We start from the raw sequence: 24,764 nt of genomic DNA on the forward strand, positions 1-24,764 counted from the left end.
ATGTTTATCGATCTGTGATCCTGGTGCGAATCGTTGCCATAGTGGACGAAAATCATATCGGGTTTTACATTCTGAATAGTCCTCTCGATAAACCCGATTAGTTGTTGATCCAGCGTTACGCGGGTGTCGGCGTATCCGCCGAAGATAACATCCTTCGCTCCAAGAGCCTCGGCGGCGCTCTTTTGCTCGCCTTCGCGAATGTCGGGCACACCGCCCTGCTCGCCCAGGGTCATGATCAGCATGGTGACGTCGTGCCCCGCCTCGGCGTATCGGGCGAGCGATCCCCCGCACCCGTATTCGAGGTCGTCCGGGTGAGAGCCGATGGCGAGAATATTCATGCTAGCCTCCTTGTCGAGTGAATTTCTCAGCGCTGGACGAAAACAGGGTTCGTGGCGATATGCTCGCCGCGCTTTCCCTTGACGTCGAGACGGTAATAAAACCGCTTATGGTCGATAGGGTTTCTGTCAACGAAATCTATTTTAAGAGGCGTTACGCCCTCAAAGGTGTGTATCACCAGCCCCATCCGGATGAGTTGGGCCTTCACTTTCTCGGCCGTGCCGTTCCTCGTCGATACCTGAAACGAAATCTGCGGAGGCCCTTTGAAACGAAGGCCGCCTCCGTAGGTTTCCGAATTCTGCCCTTTTGCCGAGGTGAGGCTGAAATAATCCATCTGTAGCCGCGCTGGCGTATATCCACGAGACACATAAAACCGTCCGTTGACGAGTGCGCGGTAAAAGGCGTCGTTTGAGAGGGATTCCATGTAAAAAACGTTTTCAATGTCGTTGACCCGTTTCTTGCCTCGAAGTTCATTCTCAGAGTGAAAGTCGATGCCGCCATATCCCCATATGGGTTTTGGGCGCACCCCCTTCAAATAGCCAACCAGGTATTTGTCCCATGCCCTGCCCGGCTTAGAAGCTGTGTAATTGTCTTCATAGATTGCGTCGAATGCATGGTAGTTGACCGTTTCGGTGAGCATTTCCACGTGAGGCGGTGTCAACAGGTTTCCGAATTTTGTTTTTTGCTTGCTCAACAGAGAGCCTTGATGCGCCCACAATGCGAGACCGCCGTTGGTGTCTGTGTAGTTGATAATTTCCTGGTAAGGTCTCGCGCCCTGAGAGCCCAGATAGGGGCTAAATGGGCTTGATTTAAAAGGATGGGCGTCAATAGCTCCAATGAGTCCTACAAAAAAGACAATAAACCCGGCCCAGCGCACCCACCCCCGGAAGGGCAACAGAACGATAGCGAATAGCGCTGGCACCAAATACAGAATCGTGCCCGGCAAGAGGGTCCAGAAATACCGCGAGCTCATGCCATTATGAAGCACGGGTAGATTTTTTACCGCTTCTCGGCCCAGCCCGATGAGGAGGATATGCCGCCGCCAATCGTGAATGTTCATTTCGCCAAATATCGGGTTGCCGGATACATAATAAAATGGCGCGGATTCTATGGCGGGGATAATCACCATGTCGGAATTCTCGCTCTGGAGATTCTCGATGGTGTCAAAATAATTATCGACGCCAATCTGAAAAACCGAAGGTTTAAAATCCATGGTGTAGCTGAGTAGGTTGCGGAAAGGTGGCAGCCCCCAGGAGGCGCGCACCAAATCATGATCAGTGAAAACTACAATTTTAATACCGGCTTTCTTTGCCTTGGCAACAACCTCGGCCGGGGAAAGTTCTCCAGTGCTGAAATTCGAATGGACATGAATGATGCCCCTGTATGATTTGAGCGAGCCCTCGGTGGTGGCGCCCCTGGCGGGTGCGGGGGCTGCCCATGTGAGTGCCATTGCGAGCAGACAGGGGATCAGGAAGCAAGTTCTCATCATAGGGCGGCTCCTGCGTATTGGCTGGATGACAGGAGCCTTTGATAGAGGGTCTCTAGCCGCTCAACCATCGATTCTGCGCTGAAGTTTTCGGCTTTGTTCTTTCCCGCCTCACCCATAGCTTCGCGCTCCACCGGGTTGGTCAAAAGCTGGACGATAGCAGTAGCCAACGCGCTCTCATCCTCTGGCGGCACCAGCAGGCCGGTCTCCCCCTCATCGATAACCAGGGGAATGCCGCCCACCCTTGTTCCGATTGCGGCAAGGCCCGCCGCCATGGCCTCAACCACAGCGCGGCCCATTCCCTCATTGAGCGAGGGGAGGACAAATAGATCAGATACCGCAAGCAGATGTTCAATATCGTCGCGCCAGCCGAGAAAGTGGACGCGGCGATGGATTTTCAGGGCCTCGGAACGTTTTTCCAACACCTCGCGGAGTTCGCCGTCACCAGCGAGGACAAGATGTGAGGCGGGGCAGTGGAGAAGAATTTGGGCGAACGCTTCAACAAGCGTGTGGTGACCTTTGATTGGTTCAAGGCGGCCTACCGAAATAATAATATCCCCCTCGGCGGGAAGCCCGAGCGACTTGCGTCTATCTGCACGGTTTTCTGAATTTATCTTCTCAGATGCACGATTGAGCATGATTCCGCTGAATATGGTTTCAAATTGCGCCGGTCGACCGATGCCGAGGGATTGATGCTCCTCAGCTTCTTTGTCGGTCAGGGTCACGATGGTGTCGGTCCAGAGGGCGGCGAGCTTTTCCGCCCAGATGAAAATTTGCGTTTTGATGGTACCAAAATAGCCGTAGAAGACATGGCCGTGGGGGGTGTGTACAACCGGGCGCACACCGCCGAGGCGGGCTTCGGCGAGGCGGGCAGCGAGTCGACCGAGTATCCCTGCCTTTGATGTATGGGTGTGAATCATGTCCCAATTTCCGTCGCGAATAATCCGTCTACATGCAAGCAGGGCTCGCAGGTCGTTAAGGGGCTCGACACTCCTGAGAAGACATGCAAGATATATGAGGTTCACCCCTTCTTCCCGGGCCTGCGAGGTGAGTTTGGATTCCTCAGAAAACCCGGGGCCCGTTATCAACGAAACACTATGGCCGCACCTGGCCTGCCCGATGCAGCTTAAAAGGGTGTTGTCGGCAGAGCCCCCGCGGTCGAGCCGGGTGATGATATGCAGGATTTTCACGCTGCGCTCTCCGGTAAATTACAGATTTCGGCCAGCGTTTCTGATCGCCGTACCCTATATAATTCAAATACTAGCAGAATTTGGTCCAATTTCTAAGTCAATTTCCAAAAATCATCAAGCGGGCCATGTCGGGTTTTCTCACTCTGCGTCTCAGCCAGCGAACCTTTCGTACCAGATGGAGAAGGTCATCCAAGCCCACAGGGGAAGACTCCTGTCCCTCTTTTCGCTCTCGTGCTCATTTAGCATGTGGGCCAGAGCGCCGGGGGCGATTATGTTCCATGGCTCGACCTTTTCTGGTGATAGGAGCTCTCGTGCAAGCGGGGCGAGATCGCCTCTAAGCCATTGGCTCATCGGCACGGTAAAGCCTTGCTGGGGCCGCTCGAATATTTCTTGGGGAATTATCCCCGACAAAGTACGCCTGAGTAGGCGCTTTCCCTCGCGCCCGCGCACTTTCCACGATAGGGGGAGCGAGGCCGAAAGATTAACCGCCTCGGGCGAGCAGAAGGGAAGAAGTAATTCAATCCCGTTTGCCGCCGAAAGGGTTCCCGCCATCGGCGTTAGCGAGCTGCGAAGCCATGTGTTGAGGTCCACCTGAAGGAGCTCTGAGCTGTATACAGGAGGGAATCCGGTACCTAGAGGCTCGCGCCATGAATAGGGATTCACTTTTGCCATTTGGGCGAGACCGCTCTTGATGGCGGCGGATTCCTCGTTGCTGAAAAAAGCGTAAAGCGAACGGTGCATTTCGGCGGCATTATCTTCTTCGAGGGCACGGCGCAGCGCTTCTTTTTTTTCGGTCGGGGCAAGCATGGAAGCCAGTCCCCTGATTGGGCGGGGCAGGCGGGCCAACCAGGGCCACCACGGGGCGAGTAGATGTTTGCCCTGGCCACAGAAAATCTCATCGCTCCCGAGTCCCGAAATTATGCGCCCTACGCCTCGCTCCCGCGCCATTGCGAAAGCTCTGCAATTGGCTACGGCCGAGGCGTTTCCTCCGGGTGCCTCCATGCTCGATACGATCCAGGCAAGGCTCTTGGCCGCATCATCTGCGCCTAGTTTGATATCGAGAAATTCGGCCCCGTATTTCTCTGCCATTCGCCGGGCATATTCTCTATCGGGATTCCCCTCGGGGCTGGCATGAATCGCTATGATAGGGGCATCCCCTCTTATTTGTTTCGCGAGTGCGAGCAGGGCGGTGCTGTCGATTCCTCCGCTTAGAAGGATACCGGCAGGCTCATCGTCGGGAATGCCTGAGAGCGCCCTATTAATGGACGTTTTCAAAATGTCCAGGAGTTTTGCCGAGGTTGCCACTTCGCTTGAAACAGGCTCCGTCTCGATGGGGTAAAGGCAGTGGGGGTCGCCTTCGTCCGGAAAACGGAGACTCACGCCGGGAGGAGTGCGCCGCACACCACCGAGCAGGGTTTTTCCAGGTGGAAGGGAGAGGTAAATCAAAAAGTGATTGAGAGAGGCGAGCTGGAGTTTTTTTCTTTCATCCGGTGGAGAGAGGTCGGTGAGCCTTGCGCCGAATTCAATTTCATCGCCAGAGCCCCGGTAGTATATTGCTTGGAGGCCGAGTGAGTCCGTCCCGAGAGTGAGCCGACCCTCAGCGCTCTCCCAGAGTGCGAAGGCGAATCCGCCCGCCGCCCGGTGGAGATTGTCGAGTGCCTTGGCAGTGGCCCCGGGTGCGCGGGTAAGCTCATGGGCGATATCATTGGCTCTTTTCGCCGCCGGGCCGAGTACAATGGCCTCGGCCCCAGTCGCCTCGTTGCGGATGGGTGCCGAGTTTTCTGCCCAGAGAAGAGTGTGTCGCCCGCCATCGGTTTGAAGCGCACCCGCTAGCCTATCCATCGTCTACACCCTTATCTATAAGACGTAAGTATTGTGATTCGGTCTTTCGAGTGTGATCCTCAATTGTAAAGTTCTCCTCCACGCGTCTGCGCCCCGCCTCGCCCATGCGCGCTCTGATTCCATCGTCGTAAGCCAATTTTTTAATGGCTCCGGCTAGGGTTTCGGCATCTCTCGGATGAATGAGCAAACCTGTTTCCCCTTCCACAACAATTTCAGGTGTTCCGCCCGTGTTCGTCCCGACCACGGGTTTGGCCATTGCCATTGCCTCGAAGATGGCGCGACCGCACCCCTCCTCATCTGAGGGGACGACGCAGATGTCGAGCGCCGACATGTATGAAGCGACATCCGATTGATAGCCTGCGAAGATAATTTTTTTCTCAAGGCCTTTGTCGGCAACAAGGCGGCGAATTTTTAATTCATACTCTTTTTCCTTCTCGAAAAGGGCGGACCCGATAAGAATAAATCGCAAGTTCTGAAACTCAGGGGCCAGTCTGGCTGCTGCCTCGATGAAAGTTTCTTGTCCTTTTACTGGTGATATGCGGCCCACGACGCCAGCAAGGATGTCTCCAGAAGAGATGTCCCATTGTTTGCGAACTCCCTCTCCCGAGGACGATGGATGAAAATTCTGAATGTCCACCCCGTTGATAATAGTGACAGCTTTTTGCGGGAGCGTGCCTCTCCGGCGAAAGCGCTCGCGGATGGCGTCCGAGTTGGCGATGATGAGCGAGGACAATGGAGATAAAAGTCGGTCGAGATCTGTCTGGCCAGGAGAGTTCATCACTCGTGCGTGCCAAATGGCGGGCAGGCCTAAGAGGCGGGCGGCAATCCCCGCTGGCAGATTGGTAACAGGACCATTGGAGTGGAGGATGGCGGCGCCCTCAATCTGTGCAATGGCTCTTAGCGAGGCTATGTTTTTCAATAATAGAACTCCCTGGCGGAGGCGCCCGAATTCAATCGGGCATATTTTCACCCCAAGCTTTCGGGCCTCGTCCGCGAAGGGACCGTATTCTGGTCCGGCCAGGATGGGCCGGAATTTTTCGCGATCCAGATTGCGCCACAATTCAAGAAGACTTGTTTCGCCGCCGCTGATCTTCGAGTAGTGATGACAATAAAGAATCGTATGCACGTTAAAGGTCAACTTGAATTTAGAGAAGGAAGGCGGTTTATGTCTAAGATAATGAGACAGATATTATGGCAATTAGGTACAAGGAATATGGCATCACAGAGCTCCCCTATACTTCGTTCTTAATTGCGTTCTCTGGGTAGTTTAATCCCCCGGGCCATATCGACGCCGCGTTGACGCGGCAGGCTAGTCGGATCAGCAAGCGTCTCCTTTGCTGGTATTTTAGATTGTCCGGGAGGAGGGTCTTCGTTTATTGCGCTGCCTAAAGCAGGCCCCTGGCGGTTAGAAATACCACTGGCCGATGCTGCTTTGTCGTTTTGAAGCCGCCTAAATTTCGGGGCGGCAGTTCTGATTTCCTCTGCCTCTCGCTCGTGGCGCATAATTTCGAGTTGCTCGCGCCTCAGAAAATTTTCGTAGGTGGTGAAAAGTATCTTAAATCTTTTTCCCAGAACGCCTACCTTTGTTTCCTTTTTTTCTACGTTCTCGGGCTGGACCACTATAATTTGCCCCCGGCTGCCGATCTTGATCTCGGGTTTTGCTGGCGCTAAGTCCTCCTGCGGGGTATCTTCTTGGGGCTCTTCCTCATCATTGTCTTGCCATTCGAGATCAGTCCCCTCCCATTTCTTGTCTCTGGCGACCTGGAGCAAGGGTATGCGGACTACGAAAGCCGTAAATACCATCCATGGTTCCATGATGCGAAGAATAATGAATGTGTTCGAGCCCGTAGAGTGTGCCATAAGCCCAAAAAGACCAGCCAGATATCCCAGTGCAATGCCGCGCTGAAATCGATCTGAAGCCGAACCGATGGCGGCGATCCCCCCTTGTAGATATATCCACACAAGCCACAGGAAGGCCCCGAGTCCCACCAGCCCGGTCTCAGCAAGCGTGCGAATGAATTGGGAGTCGATGAACACATAGCCTGTAATGCCCCAACCGAGTAGTGGTTTTTCCTTCCAACCCTTAATGGCTACCTGATAGCTCTGAAGTCTTGCCGAGGTCGATGTGTCGAGTTGTACGGAGCCTACCTCGATCTGTTTTACCTTCGATCGAGTCTGCTTTCCCTGTTGAAACGTAAACAACAATCGTTCTTTAACAGTCTCGGGAAGCATTGCTGGGCCCATTATGACGAGTAGCAAGGTGAGAGTGGCAATTTGTCTTTTTTTTACGGAGAAGAAAAAAAATGCCAGCATGGCTACTGGAATACCTAGCCACGAAGAGCGACTTCCTGTGAAGAGCACCGGAATGAGAAGGAAGAGGATGTACGCGCTCCAACCTATTGCGGCTCGATGGCTTTTTGTGACGAGGAGTTGTCCCCCGGCCATACACATTATGAGGAGGAGGTAACCTCCCATCGTGTTGGGTTCCCCGTTATCCCCCTCGAAGGGGGCTGAAACGCGAACGCCGGATGGAATCTGATACATGCCATACATGGCGATGGCACTGGCTGTAAAAAATGCGATTTTCATAAATCGGCGCATCTTGCGCGGAGAGTCAAGAACGTTGATGGATATAAAGAAGACGATAAAATATTCGACATAGCGGAGAACGAAGAATATTCCGATTTTTCCAGTGACGTTCCCAGACATATAGCCAATTAGTGTAGATACAAGGCAACTCAGAACATATACGCCGATGGGGCGGTTGAGTGGGCTTTTGAGGATTAGACCCAGGTCTTTGTGAATTGCCGTTCTGGCGAACCAACTAACCATGAGGATGATGAGAAGAACATCGTCTATGCGAACGACAACGGAGCGGCTGGTTTCAACGGATCCTCCGGCGCCCCCACCGCCAGCCCCAAATTCTGGAGAGAGAAGCATTGAAACGATTAGAAGCGCGACTCCGAATTCGGGGCTAAAAAAAGAAGCGAATAAAACGAGGAAACCGATTAGCCCGCCCAGGACGTAAAAAGAAGAAGTTTGAGAAAGTGAAAATGCAAGAAGCAGACAGATTACCAAAATGCCGCATACGATCAGAAGAGGGGCGAGTGCCCCCGCTCCTGTATTGGCTCTGGTTGGAGACGCCATTTAGGGCTCCGGTCGGCTGCGGCCTCTAGCGAGTGATAAGCCGGTGAGGGATATTTTCTCTGGTTAACAGATTGGCGGCGGCCTGGCTTTCCGTTGATGATTTAAAGGCTCCCAGCAGCATACGATTGCTGACATCATCAAAGTATACATGGAGCCCAATAGATTTGAGAATTACCCGGATAACTTCCAATTCATCTGGTGACATATCCCAGCCAATTTGGAGGGCATATGGCAGCTCCTGGATGATCGGCCCGTTTTGTCTAAGCGCTTGGGGGATGTCGTATTTTTCCATTTCGGCCCGGGCCTCTTTTCTTGTCTTGAATGCCCCAAGGAAGACGCGATCAAGGGGGCCTTTCGGATATTTGACTGGGGCAAAACTGGGTGCCAGGTGGTTTTCTAGCAATTGGGCCATCTGCTGACGGGTAGTCTTGTGTAGGCTGTTGATGCTGAACACGATGCTATAGGGCCGCTTTAATAATTCCGTGGCAGGTGGCATCGGAGGGATCTTCAGCATAGTTACGCTATCGGAGTTAGATTTGAGCCGATTCAACTCCGGCCCCTCCTTGGCGGGGAGGGGAGGGGATTTGAGAACCTCATCTTCTTGCCGAGATGAGGCCAGCTGTATCGGCGAAATGGCAGCTCTGACTCCGGGCTTTGAACTTGTTTCTAGTGATGCTTTGTCTGTGGCGGGTATTTCGATTTTTGAAATCTTTTCTTTCTCCACGGAGGGCGCTTCAACTGCCGGGGGAGAGGTGTTGCTAGTTGGTGTAGGCAAAAGTTGGCCCTTATGAGCATTTTCCCAAATCTTATCTAGGTTTTTCAGCGCATCTCCCGGCGCACTGCCGATAACCTTCACCGCATTGCCAAGAGACCCCATGGCGGGGATGTTAATTCCTGCCTGCCACGCCATCCCGGCACCGACGGCGGTGAACGATAAAGCAACTAGGACGGCGCCGATGGCTTTCGAGAGGGTAGAGGCCTCCTCGACTACATCTTCGTCCTCGGATGAGAAGACGGCGTCCATTACCTGATGGTACCAACGCTCGTAAAAAGGAAGGTTGGCCAGTGAGTCCTCTGAGGCTTCCTCGACATAGCCGCCATAGTAGTAGCTGGATTGATACCGGAACGAATCGAGGTCGGTACTCGTTTCAGCGCGCATCGAATTTAATACGATGCCCCATACGTTGGCACGGACATTGTCGAGCTGGAGCTTGGCTCGCTTTAGGGCGCCCCGAGCAATGGCGCCGGCTCTGTAAACAAGAACGCACCCATCGGCTCGTGTTCCTAAAACGGCGGCGTCCGTTACCGGAAGCAGAGGCGGGGTGTCCAATATGATGAAGTCGTATTCCTGACGAAGGTTTTCGAGGAACTCCGTCATCCTCGGAGAATTGAGCAACTCCGAGGGGTTCGGGGGGATGTTTCCTGTCGTGAGAATACTCAAATTGTCCAGGCCCGGCGTCAGCATCATGTCTTCCATGTCGAATTTGCCAAGCATAATGTCAGTCATTGTCCGGATACATTCTTCCCAGTTGTAATTCCCTAGCAGAATGTCGGTGACGCCGGGCTCCCTGTCGATTCCAAAAATACGGTAGATAGTTGGTTTTCTCATGTCGCAGTCGATGAGAAGGGTGCGTTTGTTGGTCTGTGCGTAGGAGATGGCAAAGTTGATGGCGGTTGTTGTTTTTCCCTCTCCAGGGGTGGCGCTAGTTATCAGGAAAATGTTCCCGCCCTTTTCAAGCGCGAGGAAATCCATTTGGGTACGGAATGAGCGGTAGGCCTCCGCCACAGGAGAGCGGGGTACAAAGTGCGTCACCAAACGGCCGTAGATATCCGGCGAGAAACGCCCCGCTCGATCTGGATTCGATTCAACGTATTGCCTCTCAAGCTCCTCGCTGTCGAGTATGGGAATCACACCTAGAACCGGTATCTCCAGGAAGCTTTCCACATCCTCAATGGCGCCGATGGAGGTATCCATGGTTTCAATTACGAGGGCGAAGGCCAGACCAACTATCAGGCCGAGAATCGCACCCAGCGTTGTGTTGACGGCTATTTGGGGTGGATTGTCACGCGAAGTCGGGCGGAAGGCTGGCTTCACAATGTGAACGAGATTCTGGCGCCCGGCGAGTTTGATGTTTACCTCTTCGATTTTTTGCCGAAGGAGGTTGTGTACTTCCATGTCGGTGGCGAATTGTCGCTCAAGGCGTTGAAGGCGAATTGAAATGTCGGGGATCGTTTTGTTGCGCCCCTCTAAAACTACCATTTCTTTCTCGCTGCTCTTGAGTTCCTGGGAGATCGCCCGCTCCCGTCCTTCGAGGACCAGGAGCATCTCCCGAACTACATTTTTAATCTGAGCGTTGATGGCGACGACCGTGGGATGCTCTGAAGTGAAATCCTCGAGCAGCGTGTCGCGCTGCACCTGCAATCCCACGAGTTGTTTGTTAAGAGGCCCGAGGCCGGATTCGATATCGTCAACGGGGATTCGCTTGGTTTTGCCTGCCTGAAACTCTCCAATCGAGCGAACCTGTTGGATAGCGTCGCTTATTTTCGAATGGGCTTTTTCGAGAGCGCTTACCTTCGCTGTGATTATTTGCAAGGCACGGGTGACGGTAGTTGCCTCTACACGCAAAGAGAGAAAATTCTGGTTTTCCTTAAATTCCTTGATGCCTTTTTCAGAGTTGCGGAGACGCTCTTCGCTCTTGTCGAGCTGGCTCTTAATAAAATTAAATTGTTTAAGGACAGCCTGGTTGCGCGATTCGAAGTCGAATTTACGAAAAGCGCTTGCGATGGTATTTGCCATCCTGGCAGCTTTGTCCGGGTCGCCAGAGGTGACGGAGATGGAAACGATGTTGGTATCCCCGACTTGCTCTGCGGAAACCTGGCCGGCCAGATTGTTGATGATCGAAACAAGACGACTGTTCTTTGCTATTTGATCAGAGATGAGGGCCTTGTCGATGAACCCCAGGTTTTTTGCGACCACCTCCATGACCGGATAGCTTCGAATGACGGCAGTCTGGGTGGATATTTCCTGGAACTGATTAAAGGAAGAGTCGGAGACGATTCCGGCAACGGCCGTGTTCTGCTCGATTCGTACGGCGCTTGAGGCCGAATAGATGGGTGCAGGCTCGTTCAGTTTGGCGAATACGTAACTGAAGAAGCACAGAACTATTGTTGTGAATATAATGATGGTTTTCCGGCGACGTATTATCCGCCAGTAATCCCTCAGATTGATATCGTATTGGCCCATGAATATTTATCCTTGGGAGTAACTATTGTAGCAAAATCGTGCTGCTCGATTGTCCGGCAGAGAAGGTCCCATTCGAGTCCTCCTCTGCTTTGCGCGCGCTCGGGCCGCCGACATCGAATTTAAGCACATTTGAGTTGCTCGCATAAGACTCTCTCAGGCGTGCTGGATAGAAAAGAAAGTCGAGTATTGGCGAAGCCTTTTTAACGAAATCGGTTATATTTCCGATGACGCTGCGGGGAATCACGATAACATCGTTAGGCTCAAGGAGAATATTGCCCCTTCTGTCACCGCGCTCAAGAAGATTTTTGAGGTTGGCAAGGATAACTTCGGGCCGCTCCGGATCGCCTCGGATGACCCGGATCTCGCCGCGAAGACCAAATTTTGTAAAACCACCTGTCTTAGCGATAGCGTCAAGGACACGCATCTGGAATGTGAAGGGGTATACTCCGGGCCGTTTGGTTTCGCCGAACACATAAATCCGGGCTTCTTGTGTCTGGTCCTTGCTCGCCTCGGGTATGTATACCAAATCGTTGGCGATGAGCAGTGGGTTGTCCTCGTTCGTGCCAGTGCCGGAAATATAGCGCAGAAGGTTTATTGTTTGAGTGGTGCCGTCCCGTTGCAATTTGATGCGCTCTAAGTCCCCTCGTGTCGTTTGTGTAATGTGGCCGCCGGCCTGGAGGATTGCGTCCAGGATGGTGATTGACTTCGATAACTGATAAGTCCTGGGGGAGCGAATAGCGCCCATGACCCGGATAACCTTGCTGCCGAATTTTGTCACCGAAATTTCTATTCGAGGGTTTTTGATGAACCTCGCAAGCTTCTTTGTGAGAACGTTGTCGAATTCATTGATGGTTAGTCCGGATGCACGGACATCGTCTACATAGCCAAAGCTAATTAATCCCCGCTCGCTCACCTGGACGCGACGAACCTCGGCCTTGATGCCTTTCCATATTTTAATCGCCAACACATCGCTTGAGCCGATTATATACTCGCCGGGAAGACGATTTTCCGGGCGGGCGCCTTCAATTAGGTGAGATACTTTTTGGGCCTGGGCATTTGCGTTCTCTGCGTCAATTTTAAGGTCAGGCATCTTCGAGCCGGGTATTAGGGGAAGGTTGTGGCGCTTGCCGTTTCTGCTCCCATTCCCATTTCCGTTCGAGTGCCCGTTTTTGTGACCATTCGAAACTTGATAGCCTCTTCCAAAGCCTGGCCACAGGCTTATTCCTTTTCCGTGTGTTGCGGACCCCAGATCAGAGCGACCGTCGCCATCAAAGTCGGAGACCAGGATATTCCGGTACATGCCTCGCTCGGGGAGGAGGAGACGCTGGGATACCCAGCCAATGCCTGGCTGCTGCTTCCAGTAGTGGATACCGTTTCCGTTCATTGTGCTGGCGACGATATCCAAGAGACCGTCGCCGTCGCGATCAATGGCCGTGGCGTACCAGTAGCTATTGTCTGAGACCGGGCTCGCCATGCGATTGAGATTTCCCTTACCAAGCCCCTGCCAGATGAGAATTCCGGTGTCTTTGCCCGTGGCGATTTGATCGGGTATCGAATCGCCATTCAGATCCATAATGGTGACGCTCCAGAAATCCCCTTTTGCAAGAACATTGGCTTTGCCCCATCTGGGAGATTTACTTTTTCCTAGCCAGACAATGATCCCGCCGCCGGGCCCTTCTCCAGCTGCGATGATGTCGATGATTCCATCCTGGTTCAGGTCCGAGGTGCTGACGCCATGAAAGGCGCCCGTTGCTTTGGGGGCGGGTGCTTTCTGCCATTTGCGGGGCCCGAGGTTCATCCATATACGTATGTTGCCGTCGGGGCTGGCAACCCCTTTTACGGCGATGAGGTCTGCTCGACCATCAAAGTTAACGTCAACGGCATGCACGTCGTCGAATAATTCACCTTTGCCCGGCCCCGGGGTGCGCTTGAATTTTAGATTTCCAAGATTGTTCCAGATTCCGATGCCGCTGTTGCCGTTCTGCTTGAAGGCGGCAACGATATCGAGGCGGGCATCGGCGTCGATGTCAGCAAGATCGATGGAATTAATTTCGGCTCCAACCGAAATAGTCGTGGGTGCTCCCCATCCGGTTTTGCGCTTTCCTGGCCAGATGATGAGATCGCCGGTGAGCAAGTTGGCCGTTACGAGTTCGGGAAGACCGTCGCCGTTCAGATCACCAGATACAAGATTACGGTAATATCCGGACTTGACGGGTCCTTTCGAAGGGAGTCCGGTGGATTCACTTCCTGATAAAGTTGGTGAGTCAGGGGTATTGAGGTCACCTATTTCGACGGCGTCCTGGCAACCAGATAACGCCAGCGCCAGTGTGGCGCAAAGCAGAGGTAGAAAACCCCTTTTGCCGAATTTCATGTTCGAAGACCTATTGGGCGGACCGAAACACTATAACCTCTATATGTTCTACGTCCTAATGTACTACTTTACAATAAATACTAGGGGTTAATCAATTGATTTAAATGGAGATTTGATTTTTAATATAAATAATCCAGCATTTTTGAACTCCAGTCTTGAATCGGGGGAAAATGTTATTCTAAAATTAAAAATGAATCGCGGGGCGTTGAATTCATTTATTGTTACTCATTGATATTAAATAAGTTAAGATGTTTTTAGGTAGCCGATAATTTGATTGTTATAAATTTTGGAGACAGCGAAAAGGAGGTATATCACTGATGGTTTGTGAAATTTTGACGAAATTAAGGCGAATATCTCTTGGATTTTCTTGAAATTCAGGGTTTCCCCCTAATTTTTATGCCGGCATTTCTAAAATGACAAAGACTGCGGGCTAGCAGGTCCGGAAGTGGTAAAATAGGAGGTGGCGGCTGATAGTTTGAGGGTTGGCAGGAAGCGATATCGTTCCTGATTGCCAATTTCCTGGATGTCATTTGGTCTCGACTTTTTTTTTGAATTATAGAAAGTGGACTTCAGGGTTGATGTGAATAGTCTTTGCCTCGATTCGAAAGACCCCTACTTATTATAGTAAAAGCATTGAATCTGAAATTAAGGAAGAAAAGAAGGGCATGAAAAGTAATAAATTTGAGCTAGCTCGGGATTAATCATTTTCACTCGTTGACATCTGTTTTCTCATAGTTGTAGAAAGCCACGTTCTAATTTTTGCCTTTCGTTCAGGTTAGGGAAATTTATTTTATGTCGCTCCTTGAGAAAATTAAAAATCGCGAGGTTCGTGCGGGCGTTATGGGGCTGGGATATGTCGGCCTCCCGCTTTGTCTTGAATTTGTCCGAGCTGGCTATCATGTAGTCGGTCTGGATTCAGACGAGAGAAAGATTGAGTCTCTCGCAAAGCGCTCTTCATATATTACCGACATTCCTGACTCGGAATTGATCGAGGCATTTGAGACCGGGAGGTTCGAGGTCACCTCGGATCAGTCTGTCATCTCTACAGTTCAGACCCTTAATATTTGCGTCCCTACGCCTCTGAACAAATCCGGCGCGCCCGATCTTTCGTTTGTAAAGGCGGCGCTCCAGGCGATTGAGGAAAATCAATCCCCAGGGCAGCTATATATCCTTGAAAGCACTACATATCCCGGAACGACCGAGGAGGCGTTGCTTCCCGTTCTCTCCGGGGAAGGGACCAGAGAAGTGGGTAAAGATTTTTTCCTCGCCTTCTCTCCCGAGCGCATTGATCCGGGCAACCCCAACTTCAATACGCGCAATATTCCAAAAGTAGTTGGCGGGGTCACGGAAACATGTACGGCCTGTGCTGCAGCTCTTTATGAAAACTGCGTGGACACCACCGTTACCGTTAGCTCGCCTCGTGTCGCAGAGATGGTCAAGCTTCTCGAAAATACTTTCAGGAGTGTGAACATCGGCCTGGTCAATGAGTTGGCGAAAATGTGCCACAACCTCGATGTGAACATCTGGGAAGTTATTGATGCGGCGAAAACCAAACCCTTTGGGTTCATGCCTTTTTATCCGGGTCCCGGTCTTGGCGGACATTGTATTCCGATCGATCCCATCTATCTTTCCTGGAAGGCGAGGCAGATGGGATTCGAGGCGCGTTTCATTGAACTGGCGGATCAGGTCAATTCATCGATGCCCCAATTCGTCGTCGATCTGGTGGTCAAGGCGCTGGGCGATCACGGCAAGCCGCTCAAGGGAGCTAATGTTCTCCTGCTCGGAGTCACCTACAAGGCGGATGTGAACGATGTCCGCGAGAGTCCGGCGCTGGATGTCTGGCAGCTATTGGAGGACTGGGGCGCCACGGTGGAATATCATGATCCATATGTTGAATCTTTGATGTTTGGCGAAAGGGAGCGCACCTCAAAGTTTTTAGCGCCGGATATGCTCCAGAGTATGGATTGCGCCATCCTTCTGGCATCCCATGAGTCGCTGGATTTAGATATGATTAGTGAGCATTCCTCATGTGTTGTGGACACCCGAAACGCCCTGAATAGCGATTCTGGGGATGGAAAAATTTATAAGCTTTGACCAGACAGTGTGGTTTTTTAGTTTGTTGATTTTAACTTGTTACAAAACAATATCTTGCAATGTCATCGTATCGTCCTTTCGGCAGTTGACATAGAGGGTGTCTTCGGATTTAATCCCCTGCCTACGCTTTAGGGCGTTTACAATTACTTGAACCTAACTGGCCCAAACGGTCGGAGGATGTACAGTTGAGGATGTATCAACCTACAAAATTCATTTCTAAAGAAAAGGCCGCCGAGGAGCAGCACTGGGTGGTTATTGATGCAGAGGGTCAAACCCTTGGCCGGCTAGCGACGAAAGTAGCTACGCTTCTTCGCGGAAAGCATCGCCCCGAGTGGAGTCCCCATGTTGATTGCGGCGATTATGTCGTTATCATCAACTCGGAGAAAGTGTTTTTGACTGGCCAGAAAGCCGAGCAGAAAAAATATTTTCGCCATTCAGGTTACATCGGGCACATGAGAGAAGTGACGGCTGGGCGTATGCTTGAGATCCATCCCGAAAGAGTGGTTCAGGCTGCGGTTCGGGGCATGTTGCCGAAAACCAAACTTGGCCGTGCGATGTTTAAGAAGTTGAAAGTCTATGTGGGGGCGTCTCATCCCCATGAGGCACAAAAGCCCGAAGCGATTTCTTTAGCATAGATGCTGGGCAATTTAAGACCGGGGAGCTAAAACCTAAAGATGGCAACGACAGTTACGAAATATTACGCAACAGGCAAACGAAAAACCTCCGTCGCCCGGGTGTGGATTCTCCCTGGTGAGGGCAGGATGCTGATCAATAATAAACCTGTGGATGAGTACTTTCTGCGGGACACTTCACTCATGATCATCAAGCAACCCTTCGAGATTACGGGGACTTGGGGTCGATTCGATGTTAGCGCTACGGTCAACGGTGGCGGCCTCTCGGGCCAAGCTGGTGCTGTCCGGCACGGTATTTCAAAAGCGCTGCTCGAAGTTGACCCCAGCTACCGTACCACGCTGAAAAAAGCGGGCCTCATAACGCGCGACTCGCGTGTTAAAGAGCGCAAAAAGTACGGCCTCAAGGGTGCCCGCAAGAGCTTCCAGTTCTCCAAACGTTAAACCGTTTTTTAGAAATTCAATCACTCAGCCCCCGCAGCTAGCGGGGAGGAGGGTGTCCGATGTACCGGATCGCCGTGGTGGGAGCCACGGGGTATACCGGCTTCGAGTTGTTGCGGCTGCTTGCGTCTCATGGCGGCGTCGAGGTCGGTGCCCTGACATCTGAAACTTATTCAGGCAAGGAAATCGGAGAGGTATTTCCAGCCCTTGCGAAAATCGTTACCTGTAGATTGCAAAAGTTTGAGCCCGAGGTGTGCGAGGGCGCCGATATCGTATTCTGCTGTCTGCCGCACAGAACGGCTATGAACACTGTTCCCGGGCTTTTAGACCGTGGACACCGGGTCGTCGATTTCTCTGCCGATTTCAGGCTCAGGGATCATGCCGTTTATGAGCAATGGTATAAAACAGAACATGTTTGCCCTGAGCGCATTCCTGAGGCTGTCTACGGAATTCCCGAGCTTTATCGAGACGAAATTCGTGGTGCAAAATTAGTGGCCAACCCTGGGTGCTATCCGACGGGAGCAATTCTGGCGCTGGCGCCGTTGCTTCGTGCGGGTATTGTTGTCTCTTCATTGATCGTGATTGACGCAAAATCCGGTGTCTCAGGTGCGGGGCGAAAAGCGGCTTTAGACTTTCAGTTCAGCGAGGTTAACGAGGGGTTTAAGGCCTACGGAATTGGCACGCACCGTCATACGCCCGAGATCGAGCAGGAACTTTCGGTTGCCTTAGGAGGGGAGCTAAGGGTGTCGTTCACGCCCCATCTCGTCCCGATGACGAGGGGAATCCTCTCGACGATATACGTCGAGGCAGCGGGCGGAGCTACTGAGGAAAGTGCGCGAGCGGCTCTTCAGGAGGCGTACGGAAACGAGGCGTTTATTCGTCTCATGCCTCAGGGGGCTTTTCCCAACGTGAGCCAGGTGGCGGGAAGTAATTTTCTCGACATCGGCCTCACCTTCGATGAGCGCACCGGGCGTTTCGTTATCGTGACGGCGATCGATAATTTGGTGAAAGGGGCATCGGGAGCAGCGGTGCAAAACATGAACATTCTTCTAGGCCTTACGGAAACGCAGGGCTTGGTTCATCCGGGGTTCTGGGTATGAGCGAGAAAATAAATATACAAGTAATCGAGGGCGGTGTTTGTGCCGCCGAGGGTGTTCGGGCCTCTGCGGCGACAGCGGGAATTAAAGAGTCTGGCAATCCGGACATTACGTTAATTGCGTTCGACCCGCCCGCCGAGGCGGCGGGCGTCTATACGCGAAATCTGGTTTGTGCTGCGCCGGTTGTGCTCTGTCGTGAGCGAGTGGGTAAGGGCCCCCTTCGGGCTATTTTGGTAAACAGTGGAAACGCCAACGCTTGCACGGGACAGACAGGCCTCTCGGACGCTTATCATTTGTGTGATGGCATAGCCGGTGTTCTCGGTAGCAAGTCCGATGAAGTCGTCATGTCATCGACTGGCTTGATCGGGGCCAACCTTCCTGTGGAACTTTTGGAAGCGAAGTTCGGCGAACTGGTTGCCGGGCTATCGAAAGGTGGCGGGACAGCTTCAGCCGAGGCGATCATGACCACTGATACCCGGCCTAAGGAATATGCCGTTTTGGTTGAATTGCCCGAGGGTACTGTCCGCATCGGTGGAATGAGTAAGGGGGCGGGAATGATAGCGCCCAACATGGCCACCATGTTGGCCTATGTTACGACGGACGCCGCCGTTTCAAGTGAGTTGTTGGCGAAGTTGTTGCGAGAGGCCTCCGACATGTCTTTTAACTGCGTGACGATTGACGGTGACACATCGACGAACGATACGGCCATCCTTGCGGCGACCGGTGCCTCGGGCGTCCGAGTCGAGAGCGGCGAAACACTTGAGCTTTTTGAGACCGCTCTGAAACAGGTCTGTCTTGAACTTGCCCTGGCAATTGTGCGTGACGGGGAAGGGGTGACGAAAGTTGTCCAGCTCCGTGTTGAAGGCGCTACGAGTGATGAGGATGCTCGCCTTGCAGCACGGTCAGTTTCAGAGAGTTTGTTGGTGAAAACGGCCATTAACGGAAATCTCCCAAATTGGGGCCGGATTTTCGCTGCTGCCGGCTATAGTGGTGCCGCCCTTGATCAGGAGCGGCTGTACCTTAAATTTGACGATATAGAGGTTGCCCGGGATGGTGCGCCCATTGGTGGGCAGGACGATTCTCTGCGCAAGGTGCTTGAAAAACCTGAGTATACGGTAACGCTCGGGCTCGGGGTTGGCGATGCGAGCTCTAATTTCTGGACGACCGACCTGAGCCGGGAATATGTAACGATTAACGCGGACTACAGGACATAAACGTATATTTTTTAGGGGGTTGAATAGAATACACCCTTGTGAGACATTCCCCTCGCCTCGCGATGGCGGCCGCATTGGGCGGGTTTGCGTGGTGATCGGAGAACAAAAAACTGAATTAAATTCGGCCCCTTTCGCCGGGGTGCTGCGATGGTCCCGCCTGCCTTAAGGTGGGAAAAGGAGGTATACCCTGTGGCATCAGTAAACCTAAGAGAACTTCTCGAATCTGGATCACATTTCGGACATAAAACGAACCGTTGGAACCCCAAGATGAAGCCCTATATCTTCGGGGCGCGTAACGGGGTCTATATCATCGACCTGCAGAAAACGCTCCACCTTTTCAAAGATGCGCTTGATTTTCTCAAGGACGTGAGCGCCAAAGGCGGCGAGGTTCTTTTTGTTGGAACGAAACCCCAGGCCCAGGAAATTGTTGTTGAGGAAGCCCAGAGGGCCGGGATGCCGTATGTCACCGTCCGCTGGCTCGGCGGCACGCTCACAAACTTTGCCACGATTAAAAATTCTGTTGCGCGCCTGATTGAACTTGACGGCATGAAGGATGACGGTACGTTCGATCTTCTGGCCAAAAAAGAGGCTGTCCGCCGCGAGAAGGATCGGCTCAGGCTCGACAAGTTCCTTGGCGGTGTCAAAAAAATGAAATCGATTCCGAAGGCGATGTTCGTGGTGGATGCAAGTCATGAACATATTGCCATCAGAGAGGCCAGGAAACTCGGTATCCCAGTAGTGTCGATGGTGGACACCAATGCTGATCCCGATGGGGTCGATTACCTCCTGCCGGGTAACGATGATGCGTTGCGCTCGATTCGTCTTTTCGTCTCGCGGGTGGCCGATGCTATCAGCGAGGGCGTGGCTTTAAGGTCGGATGGCAAGGCCGAGGCGGCTGTTGCAGGTGATGGTGTGGCCCAGGAAATACTCGCTGCGGCCAAGGCCGAAGAAAAAGCCCCTGTCGCTGAAAGCAGCCCAGCGAAGGAGGATGCTCCTGCAGTTGAAAGCGCACCGGTTGAAGAAAAAGCCCCTGCCGCTGAAGACAAGCCGAGCGAAGGGTAATAGACGGCGAGTAAAATTGATGTGCTTTTAGGATAATTTTGACAAATCAAAATTCGTTTTAACTAACGATGAAGCTGGAAGGAGATTTCAAGGCAATGGAAGTCACCGCTCAAATGGTCAAGGATTTACGCAGTGTAACGGGCGCAGGAATAATGGACTGCAAAGAGGCGCTCAAGGAAAAAGATGGCGATCTTGAAGAGGCCAAGATTTATTTAAGGGAAAAAGGTCTTTCCAGCGCGGCCAAAAAGGCTGGGCGCGCGGCGAGTGACGGATTGGTCGAGTCCGATGTTGCCTCTGATGGGCGCTCGGGTGTGCTCGTTGAAGTGAATTGTGAGACGGATTTTGTCGCCAAGACAGAGGATTTTTCTGCTCTGGTGGGAAAGGTTATCTCCCATGTGACGGAAAATGGAAAGATTGGCGAGGGCGGTGTTGAGGCCCTTCAGGGAGAAGTTACGGCGGCCATCACCAAGCTTGGTGAAAATATTGTCGTTTCCCGCGGAGACAAATTTGAAGTGCCTGGTGGGCAAGCGGGTGCCGTTAGCGCCTATATTCACCCAGGCGGAGCTATTGGGGTGATGGTCGAGCTTCACACCTCCTCTGAGGATGTCGTAGCTAAGGATGGTTTTGCCGAGGTTGCCAAGGATCTTGCCATGCATATTGCGGCAAGCAGCCCGCTCTATCTACAGGCCGATCAAGTTCCTGGAAGTCTCATTGAGAGCGAGCGTGCCATTCTTTTGGCCCAGTCGCAGGACACTGGCAAACCCGAGGAGATTGTCGCCAAAATTGTTGAAGGGCGAATTAACAAGTACCTCAAAGAGGTTTGTCTGATGGACCAGCCTTTCGTGAAGGATCCGGATCAGAAAATACAGGGCTGGATGTCCAGTAAATCCAAAGAGTTAGGCGGCGAGATCGAGATATCCCGCTTTGCCCGCTTCCAGCGCGGTGAGCTTTCCACGCAAGAAGAAGCTGAGTAGACGCGCACGAAAGTGTCGCTCGCTTTCTTTCCAGAATTGATAGGGACAGGAGGAGTTTTTGGGCAATAACCTGCGTTTCAAGCGAATCATGCTGAAACTCTCGGGCGAAGCCCTCGGGGGAGAAAAGCGTCTTGGCGTAGACCACGGTGTTGTGAGCGATATCGCTAAGGAAATCGCCGAGGTCCATGAGAAGGGTCTTCAACTCGCGGTGGTCGTCGGGGGCGGCAACATCTTCCGGGGCGGGGAAGCAGCAGCAACGGGAATGGAGCGGACCACCGGAGATCACATGGGCATGCTCGCCACCGTCATAAATGCGCTTGCTTTACAACACGCTCTTGAGAAAATTGGAGTCGCCACCCGGGTTCAGAGCGCGATTCATATGGCTGAGCTTTGCGAGCCCTATATACGCAGGCGGGCCGTGCGCCATCTTGAGAAAGGTCGCGTTGTAATTTTCGCCGCAGGAACCGGAAACCCATATTTCACGACCGATACGGCTGCGAGTTTGCGTGCCGTTGAGATTGGCGCTGAATGTATTCTGAAGGCGACGAATGTGGACGGGGTGTACACGGCAGATCCTAATAAAGATGATACCGCCGAGTTTATTAAAGAGCTAAGTTATATTGAAGTCCTCAACCGCCATCTGGGGGTGATGGATTCGACGGCGATCAGTTTGTGTATGGAAAATAATTTGCCAATAATTGTTTTTAATCTCAGGAAAGAAGGTAATATTTTCCGAGTAGTGGCTGGCGAAAAAGTGGGAACGCTTGTGACAGCTATCCAGGAGACTTGAGACGCAAATTTCGGAGGACAAGCCATGGCAATCGAAGAGCATATCTCTGAGTCGAAAGAAAAAATGACGACGACGCTTGAGGCTTTTAAGGTCGAAAGCGCACGTGTGCGGACTGGCAGGGCTTCCACTTCTTTGGTTAGTAACGTCCGGGTTGATTACTACGGTACGATAACGCCTCTAAATCAGTTGGCCACAATCAATGTACCCGAGCCACAGTTAATTGTTATTCAGCCCTATGATGCCGGAGCGCTCGGGAACATCGAGAAGGCGATCCAGACTGCCGAGCTTGGTTTGAACCCTGCCAATGACGGTAAATTGATCCGTGTGCCTGTTCCGCCCCTGACTGAGGAGCGGCGCAAGGAAATGGTGAAGATGGTCAAAAAAATTGGCGAAGATCATAAAGTATCAATTCGGAATATTCGCCGCGAAATTAATGATATTCTAAAGTCTGAGGAAAAGGACAAGGAAATCTCTGAAGATGATCTCCGAAAGGGGCAGGGGGAAGTTCAAAAGGTCACGGATGACTTTATCACCCAGATCGACAAGTTGATTTCCGTTAAGGAAGAGGAAATACTTAAAGTCTGACACGCCCATGGAAAACTTATGACCCTCCCCATCGATTCACGCATTGACCTATCCCGGTTACCTGCTCATGTCGGGATCATCATGGACGGCAATGGTCGATGGGCCAAGAAACGTTTTTTGCCGCGACTAGCCGGCCACCGCGAAGGTGTTAAGGCAGTGGATCGCGTTGTTTCTCACGCCAGTACAATGGGCATCAAAGCCCTCACCCTCTATAGTTTTTCCCTCGAAAACTGGAGTCGCCCCAGGGATGAAGTAAATGCCTTGATGGAAATTCTGGCTGAATATCTAGAACGGGAACTTTCCAGAATTCTCGAAGTAGGCATCCGCTTCAACACCATAGGTCATGTTGAGGACTTGCCTTTGTTTGCCCAGGAGTGGGTAAGCCGCGCGGTGGCCGAGACAGCTGACAGGGAAGGGATGATTCTTACCCTTGCGCTCAGCTACAGTTCGCGTCGTGAGATTGCCGATGCGGCACAGGCTCTGGCGCGCGAGGCGATTGCCGGAAAGATTTCCCCCGAGAATATCGATGAGAGCGACATCGAAAGGAACCTTTACACGTCCGATCTTCCGGAGCTTGATTTGTTGATTCGGACCAGTGGTGAGCTTCGCCTGTCTAATTATCTTTTGTGGCAGGCTGCTTATGCCGAAATGTATTTCACAGATCTGTATTGGCCAAATTTCGGAGAGCGGGAACTCGAATCCGCCGTTCTCGCCTTTCAATCCCGGGTGAGGAAATTTGGTTTGACTGAAGACCAAATCGCTCCTCCGAAAGTTTGAGCTGGCCGTGGTTCGTTTTTTAAGTGCCATCGCTCTCGCCGTTCCCCTTCTTCTATCTGTCTGGTATGGCCCTCCAATTGTATTTTTGGTGATTGCGGTCATTGTGGCCCTTGTGGCGGCGTGGGAATTTCAAGGGTTGTTGGCGGACTGTGGTTGGGAGAGTGTGAGATGGGAGGGTGCTCTCGATGCCGGGCTCTTGGTCCTCGCCTTTTGGGTGGGAGGCCTAACACCTACTTTGGCCCTAACCTTGATCTTTTTGAGAATCTTCGTTCGTGCAATGAGTGCCGAGGATCAAAAATCAGGACTTGCAGGAGCCGGCGCTTCACTTCTTGGGCTCCTATGGATTGGCGGTGCCTGTGCTCTGGTGGTAATGCTTCGCCTGCTTGATGTCGGCAAAGAGGCCGTCTTGTTTTTATTTGCGGTCGTCTGGGCTAACGATATTGCTGCCTATTATATTGGTCGCGCTTTCGGTTCCCGAAAACTCGCCCCCTCAATTAGTCCAGGCAAGACGGTTGAGGGCTCTGTCGGTGGTCTCGTTGTGGGTGTTTTAGCGGGCCTGGTGGTAGCGGTCTGGTTGTTAAGTTCCCTGGATATGGTGGTGGCGATTTTTGTCGCCATGGTGGTAGGTCTTCTCTCGCAGGTTGGTGATCTTTGTGAGTCTTTTGTGAAACGGGCGGCGGGGAGGAAGGATTCTGGGTCCGGTATTCCAGGACATGGTGGTATTTTAGATCGCATCGATGGACTGCTTTTGGCAACGCCCCCGTTTTACTTTTTTCTAAGATGGTTCGCTGGCTGATGATCTTTTGAGGTATTTGCCGTGAAGAAGGTAGCCATTCTCGGCTCAACTGGAAGTATCGGAGAAAATACTCTTCGCGTCATTGCGGATAACCGGGATCGATTCGAGGTTGTAGCGCTAGCCGCAGGATCGAATTGGGAGCGGTTGGCGCATCAGGCAAGAGAATTTTCTCCGAAATTGGTATCGATATCCAATTCAGAGAATGTGGCGAGCCTCAATAACGGCACCGACGTGAAGGTTTTAAGTGGCAGCGAGGGGCTTCGCGAGGTTGCGGCTGGCGTAGGTGCTGACATCGTTGTTTCGGCTCTTGTCGGAGCGGTCGGCCTCGAACCGACTCTGGCGGCGATAGAAGCTGGGGCCGCCATTGCGCTAGCGAACAAAGAAGTGCTTGTCATGGCGGGCGAACTGGTTACGCAAAGAGCCTCAGATCTGAAAGTTCCTATTCTTCCCATCGACAGCGAGCATGCTGGCGTGGCGCAGTTGCTGGATGGAAGTCGGGCCGCTCATGAGGTGCTTCGTGTCATCCTGACTGCTTCGGGTGGGCCGTTTCGAACCACTCCGATTGAATCGCTCTATGAAGTCACCCCCGAGGAGGCGCTTCGCCATCCAACCTGGAAGATGGGGCCAAAGGTCACGATCGATTCGGCAAGTATGATGAATAAAGGGCTTGAGCTTATCGAGGCAAGCTG

Annotated in this window: 20 protein-coding genes; 12 read left to right on the plus strand and 8 right to left on the minus strand. The window is 52.4% G+C overall.

Features of this window, described 5'->3' with window-relative positions; translation table 11 throughout:
- From HOJ95_04335 to HOJ95_04370, 8 genes are all read right to left on the minus strand, one after another.
- Positions 1-338: PIG-L family deacetylase (locus HOJ95_04335; protein MBT6393910.1), on the minus strand; the 338-nt coding region annotated here is incomplete at its 3' end.
- A 26-nt stretch (positions 339-364) separates the two neighbouring features.
- Positions 365-1,786 carry a PHP domain-containing protein gene (locus HOJ95_04340; GenBank protein ID MBT6393911.1) on the minus strand — a complete coding sequence of 474 codons (1,422 nt, stop codon included), beginning with the start codon at positions 1,784-1,786 and terminating at the stop codon, positions 365-367.
- A gap of 35 nt (positions 1,787-1,821) precedes the next feature.
- The gene (locus HOJ95_04345) at positions 1,822-3,012 is read right to left on the minus strand and encodes a glycosyltransferase family 4 protein (protein ID MBT6393912.1); all 1,191 of its coding nucleotides are present in this window, start codon (positions 3,010-3,012) and stop codon (positions 1,822-1,824) included.
- 150 nt (positions 3,013-3,162) lie between these two features.
- Entirely contained in the window at positions 3,163-4,854 is a 1,692-nt protein-coding gene (locus tag HOJ95_04350) for a hypothetical protein (GenBank protein MBT6393913.1), read from the minus strand.
- Complete coding sequence (locus HOJ95_04355; GenBank protein MBT6393914.1) at positions 4,847-5,980, minus strand: glycosyltransferase family 4 protein; 1,134 nt, start codon at positions 5,978-5,980, stop codon at positions 4,847-4,849. The genes HOJ95_04350 and HOJ95_04355 overlap by 8 nt, the downstream gene beginning before the upstream one ends.
- 119 nt (positions 5,981-6,099) lie before the next feature.
- Positions 6,100-8,001: an O-antigen ligase family protein gene (locus tag HOJ95_04360; protein MBT6393915.1), complete on the minus strand. Its 1,902-nt coding sequence runs from the start codon at positions 7,999-8,001 to the stop codon at positions 6,100-6,102.
- A gap of 25 nt (positions 8,002-8,026) precedes the next feature.
- Complete coding sequence (locus tag HOJ95_04365) at positions 8,027-11,245, minus strand: polysaccharide biosynthesis tyrosine autokinase (protein MBT6393916.1); 3,219 nt, start codon at positions 11,243-11,245, stop codon at positions 8,027-8,029.
- 22 nt (positions 11,246-11,267) lie between these two features.
- Positions 11,268-13,616, minus strand: a complete 2,349-nt coding sequence (locus HOJ95_04370) for a hypothetical protein (protein MBT6393917.1) — start codon at positions 13,614-13,616, stop codon at positions 11,268-11,270.
- Positions 13,617-14,408: 792 nt separating this feature from the next.
- Between HOJ95_04370 and HOJ95_04375 the strand changes: the two genes are divergently transcribed.
- The 12 genes from HOJ95_04375 to HOJ95_04430 form a co-directional block, all read left to right on the plus strand.
- Positions 14,409-15,710, plus strand: coding sequence for a nucleotide sugar dehydrogenase (locus HOJ95_04375; GenBank protein ID MBT6393918.1), 1,302 nt, complete (start codon positions 14,409-14,411; stop codon positions 15,708-15,710).
- Positions 15,711-15,901: 191 nt separating this feature from the next.
- On the plus strand, positions 15,902-16,345 hold the full coding sequence (rplM, locus tag HOJ95_04380; protein MBT6393919.1) for a 50S ribosomal protein L13: 444 nt from the start codon (positions 15,902-15,904) through the stop codon (positions 16,343-16,345).
- Between the two features lie 39 nt (positions 16,346-16,384).
- Positions 16,385-16,783 (plus strand): 30S ribosomal protein S9, encoded by a 399-nt coding sequence (gene rpsI / locus HOJ95_04385; GenBank protein MBT6393920.1) that lies wholly within the window; start codon positions 16,385-16,387, stop codon positions 16,781-16,783.
- Positions 16,784-16,842: 59 nt separating this feature from the next.
- Positions 16,843-17,880, plus strand: a complete 1,038-nt coding sequence (locus tag HOJ95_04390; GenBank protein MBT6393921.1) for an N-acetyl-gamma-glutamyl-phosphate reductase — start codon at positions 16,843-16,845, stop codon at positions 17,878-17,880.
- Positions 17,877-19,091 carry a bifunctional glutamate N-acetyltransferase/amino-acid acetyltransferase ArgJ gene (gene argJ, locus HOJ95_04395; protein MBT6393922.1) on the plus strand — a complete coding sequence of 405 codons (1,215 nt, stop codon included), beginning with the start codon at positions 17,877-17,879 and terminating at the stop codon, positions 19,089-19,091. Before HOJ95_04390 ends, argJ begins: the two co-directional genes overlap by 4 nt.
- Positions 19,092-19,238: 147 nt before the next feature.
- Positions 19,239-20,153, plus strand: a complete 915-nt coding sequence (rpsB, locus tag HOJ95_04400) for a 30S ribosomal protein S2 (protein ID MBT6393923.1) — start codon at positions 19,239-19,241, stop codon at positions 20,151-20,153.
- 95 nt (positions 20,154-20,248) lie between these two features.
- Positions 20,249-21,127 carry an elongation factor Ts gene (locus tag HOJ95_04405; protein ID MBT6393924.1) on the plus strand — a complete coding sequence of 293 codons (879 nt, stop codon included), beginning with the start codon at positions 20,249-20,251 and terminating at the stop codon, positions 21,125-21,127.
- An 88-nt stretch (positions 21,128-21,215) separates the two neighbouring features.
- Entirely contained in the window at positions 21,216-21,917 is a 702-nt protein-coding gene (locus tag HOJ95_04410) for a UMP kinase (GenBank protein ID MBT6393925.1), read from the plus strand.
- A 24-nt stretch (positions 21,918-21,941) separates the two neighbouring features.
- The gene (gene frr, locus HOJ95_04415; protein ID MBT6393926.1) at positions 21,942-22,502 is read left to right on the plus strand and encodes a ribosome recycling factor; all 561 of its coding nucleotides are present in this window, start codon (positions 21,942-21,944) and stop codon (positions 22,500-22,502) included.
- An 18-nt stretch (positions 22,503-22,520) separates the two neighbouring features.
- Entirely contained in the window at positions 22,521-23,279 is a 759-nt protein-coding gene (locus HOJ95_04420) for an isoprenyl transferase (protein MBT6393927.1), read from the plus strand.
- Between the two features lie 7 nt (positions 23,280-23,286).
- Positions 23,287-24,075 (plus strand): CDP-archaeol synthase, encoded by a 789-nt coding sequence (locus HOJ95_04425; protein ID MBT6393928.1) that lies wholly within the window; start codon positions 23,287-23,289, stop codon positions 24,073-24,075.
- 21 nt (positions 24,076-24,096) lie between these two features.
- Positions 24,097-24,764, plus strand: a 668-nt coding sequence (locus HOJ95_04430) for a 1-deoxy-D-xylulose-5-phosphate reductoisomerase (GenBank protein MBT6393929.1), incomplete at its 3' end; no start/stop codon positions are given.

Source organism: Nitrospinaceae bacterium, from assembly GCA_018669005.1.
Classification (GTDB): domain Bacteria; phylum UBA8248; class UBA8248; order UBA8248; family UBA8248; genus UBA8248.

Excerpts from the sequence above, each read along its gene's own strand:
- frr (MBT6393926.1), top strand. The coding sequence starts at position 21,942 with ATGGCAATCGAAGAGCATATCTCTGAGTCGAAAGAAAAAATGACGACG.
- HOJ95_04350 (MBT6393913.1), bottom strand. The coding sequence starts at position 4,854 with ATGGATAGGCTAGCGGGTGCGCTTCAAACCGATGGCGGGCGACACACT.
- argJ (MBT6393922.1), top strand. The coding sequence starts at position 17,877 with ATGAGCGAGAAAATAAATATACAAGTAATCGAGGGCGGTGTTTGTGCC.
- HOJ95_04420 (MBT6393927.1), top strand. The coding sequence starts at position 22,521 with ATGACCCTCCCCATCGATTCACGCATTGACCTATCCCGGTTACCTGCT.
- HOJ95_04340 (MBT6393911.1), bottom strand. The coding sequence starts at position 1,786 with ATGGCACTCACATGGGCAGCCCCCGCACCCGCCAGGGGCGCCACCACC.
- rplM (MBT6393919.1), top strand. The coding sequence starts at position 15,902 with ATGTATCAACCTACAAAATTCATTTCTAAAGAAAAGGCCGCCGAGGAG.
- HOJ95_04405 (MBT6393924.1), top strand. The coding sequence starts at position 20,249 with ATGGAAGTCACCGCTCAAATGGTCAAGGATTTACGCAGTGTAACGGGC.
- HOJ95_04390 (MBT6393921.1), top strand. The coding sequence starts at position 16,843 with ATGTACCGGATCGCCGTGGTGGGAGCCACGGGGTATACCGGCTTCGAG.
- rpsI (MBT6393920.1), top strand. The coding sequence starts at position 16,385 with ATGGCAACGACAGTTACGAAATATTACGCAACAGGCAAACGAAAAACC.
- HOJ95_04360 (MBT6393915.1), bottom strand. The coding sequence starts at position 8,001 with ATGGCGTCTCCAACCAGAGCCAATACAGGAGCGGGGGCACTCGCCCCT.
- HOJ95_04370 (MBT6393917.1), bottom strand. The coding sequence starts at position 13,616 with ATGAAATTCGGCAAAAGGGGTTTTCTACCTCTGCTTTGCGCCACACTG.
- rpsB (MBT6393923.1), top strand. The coding sequence starts at position 19,239 with ATGGTCCCGCCTGCCTTAAGGTGGGAAAAGGAGGTATACCCTGTGGCA.
- HOJ95_04375 (MBT6393918.1), top strand. The coding sequence starts at position 14,409 with ATGTCGCTCCTTGAGAAAATTAAAAATCGCGAGGTTCGTGCGGGCGTT.
- HOJ95_04365 (MBT6393916.1), bottom strand. The coding sequence starts at position 11,245 with ATGGGCCAATACGATATCAATCTGAGGGATTACTGGCGGATAATACGT.
- HOJ95_04410 (MBT6393925.1), top strand. The coding sequence starts at position 21,216 with ATGCTGAAACTCTCGGGCGAAGCCCTCGGGGGAGAAAAGCGTCTTGGC.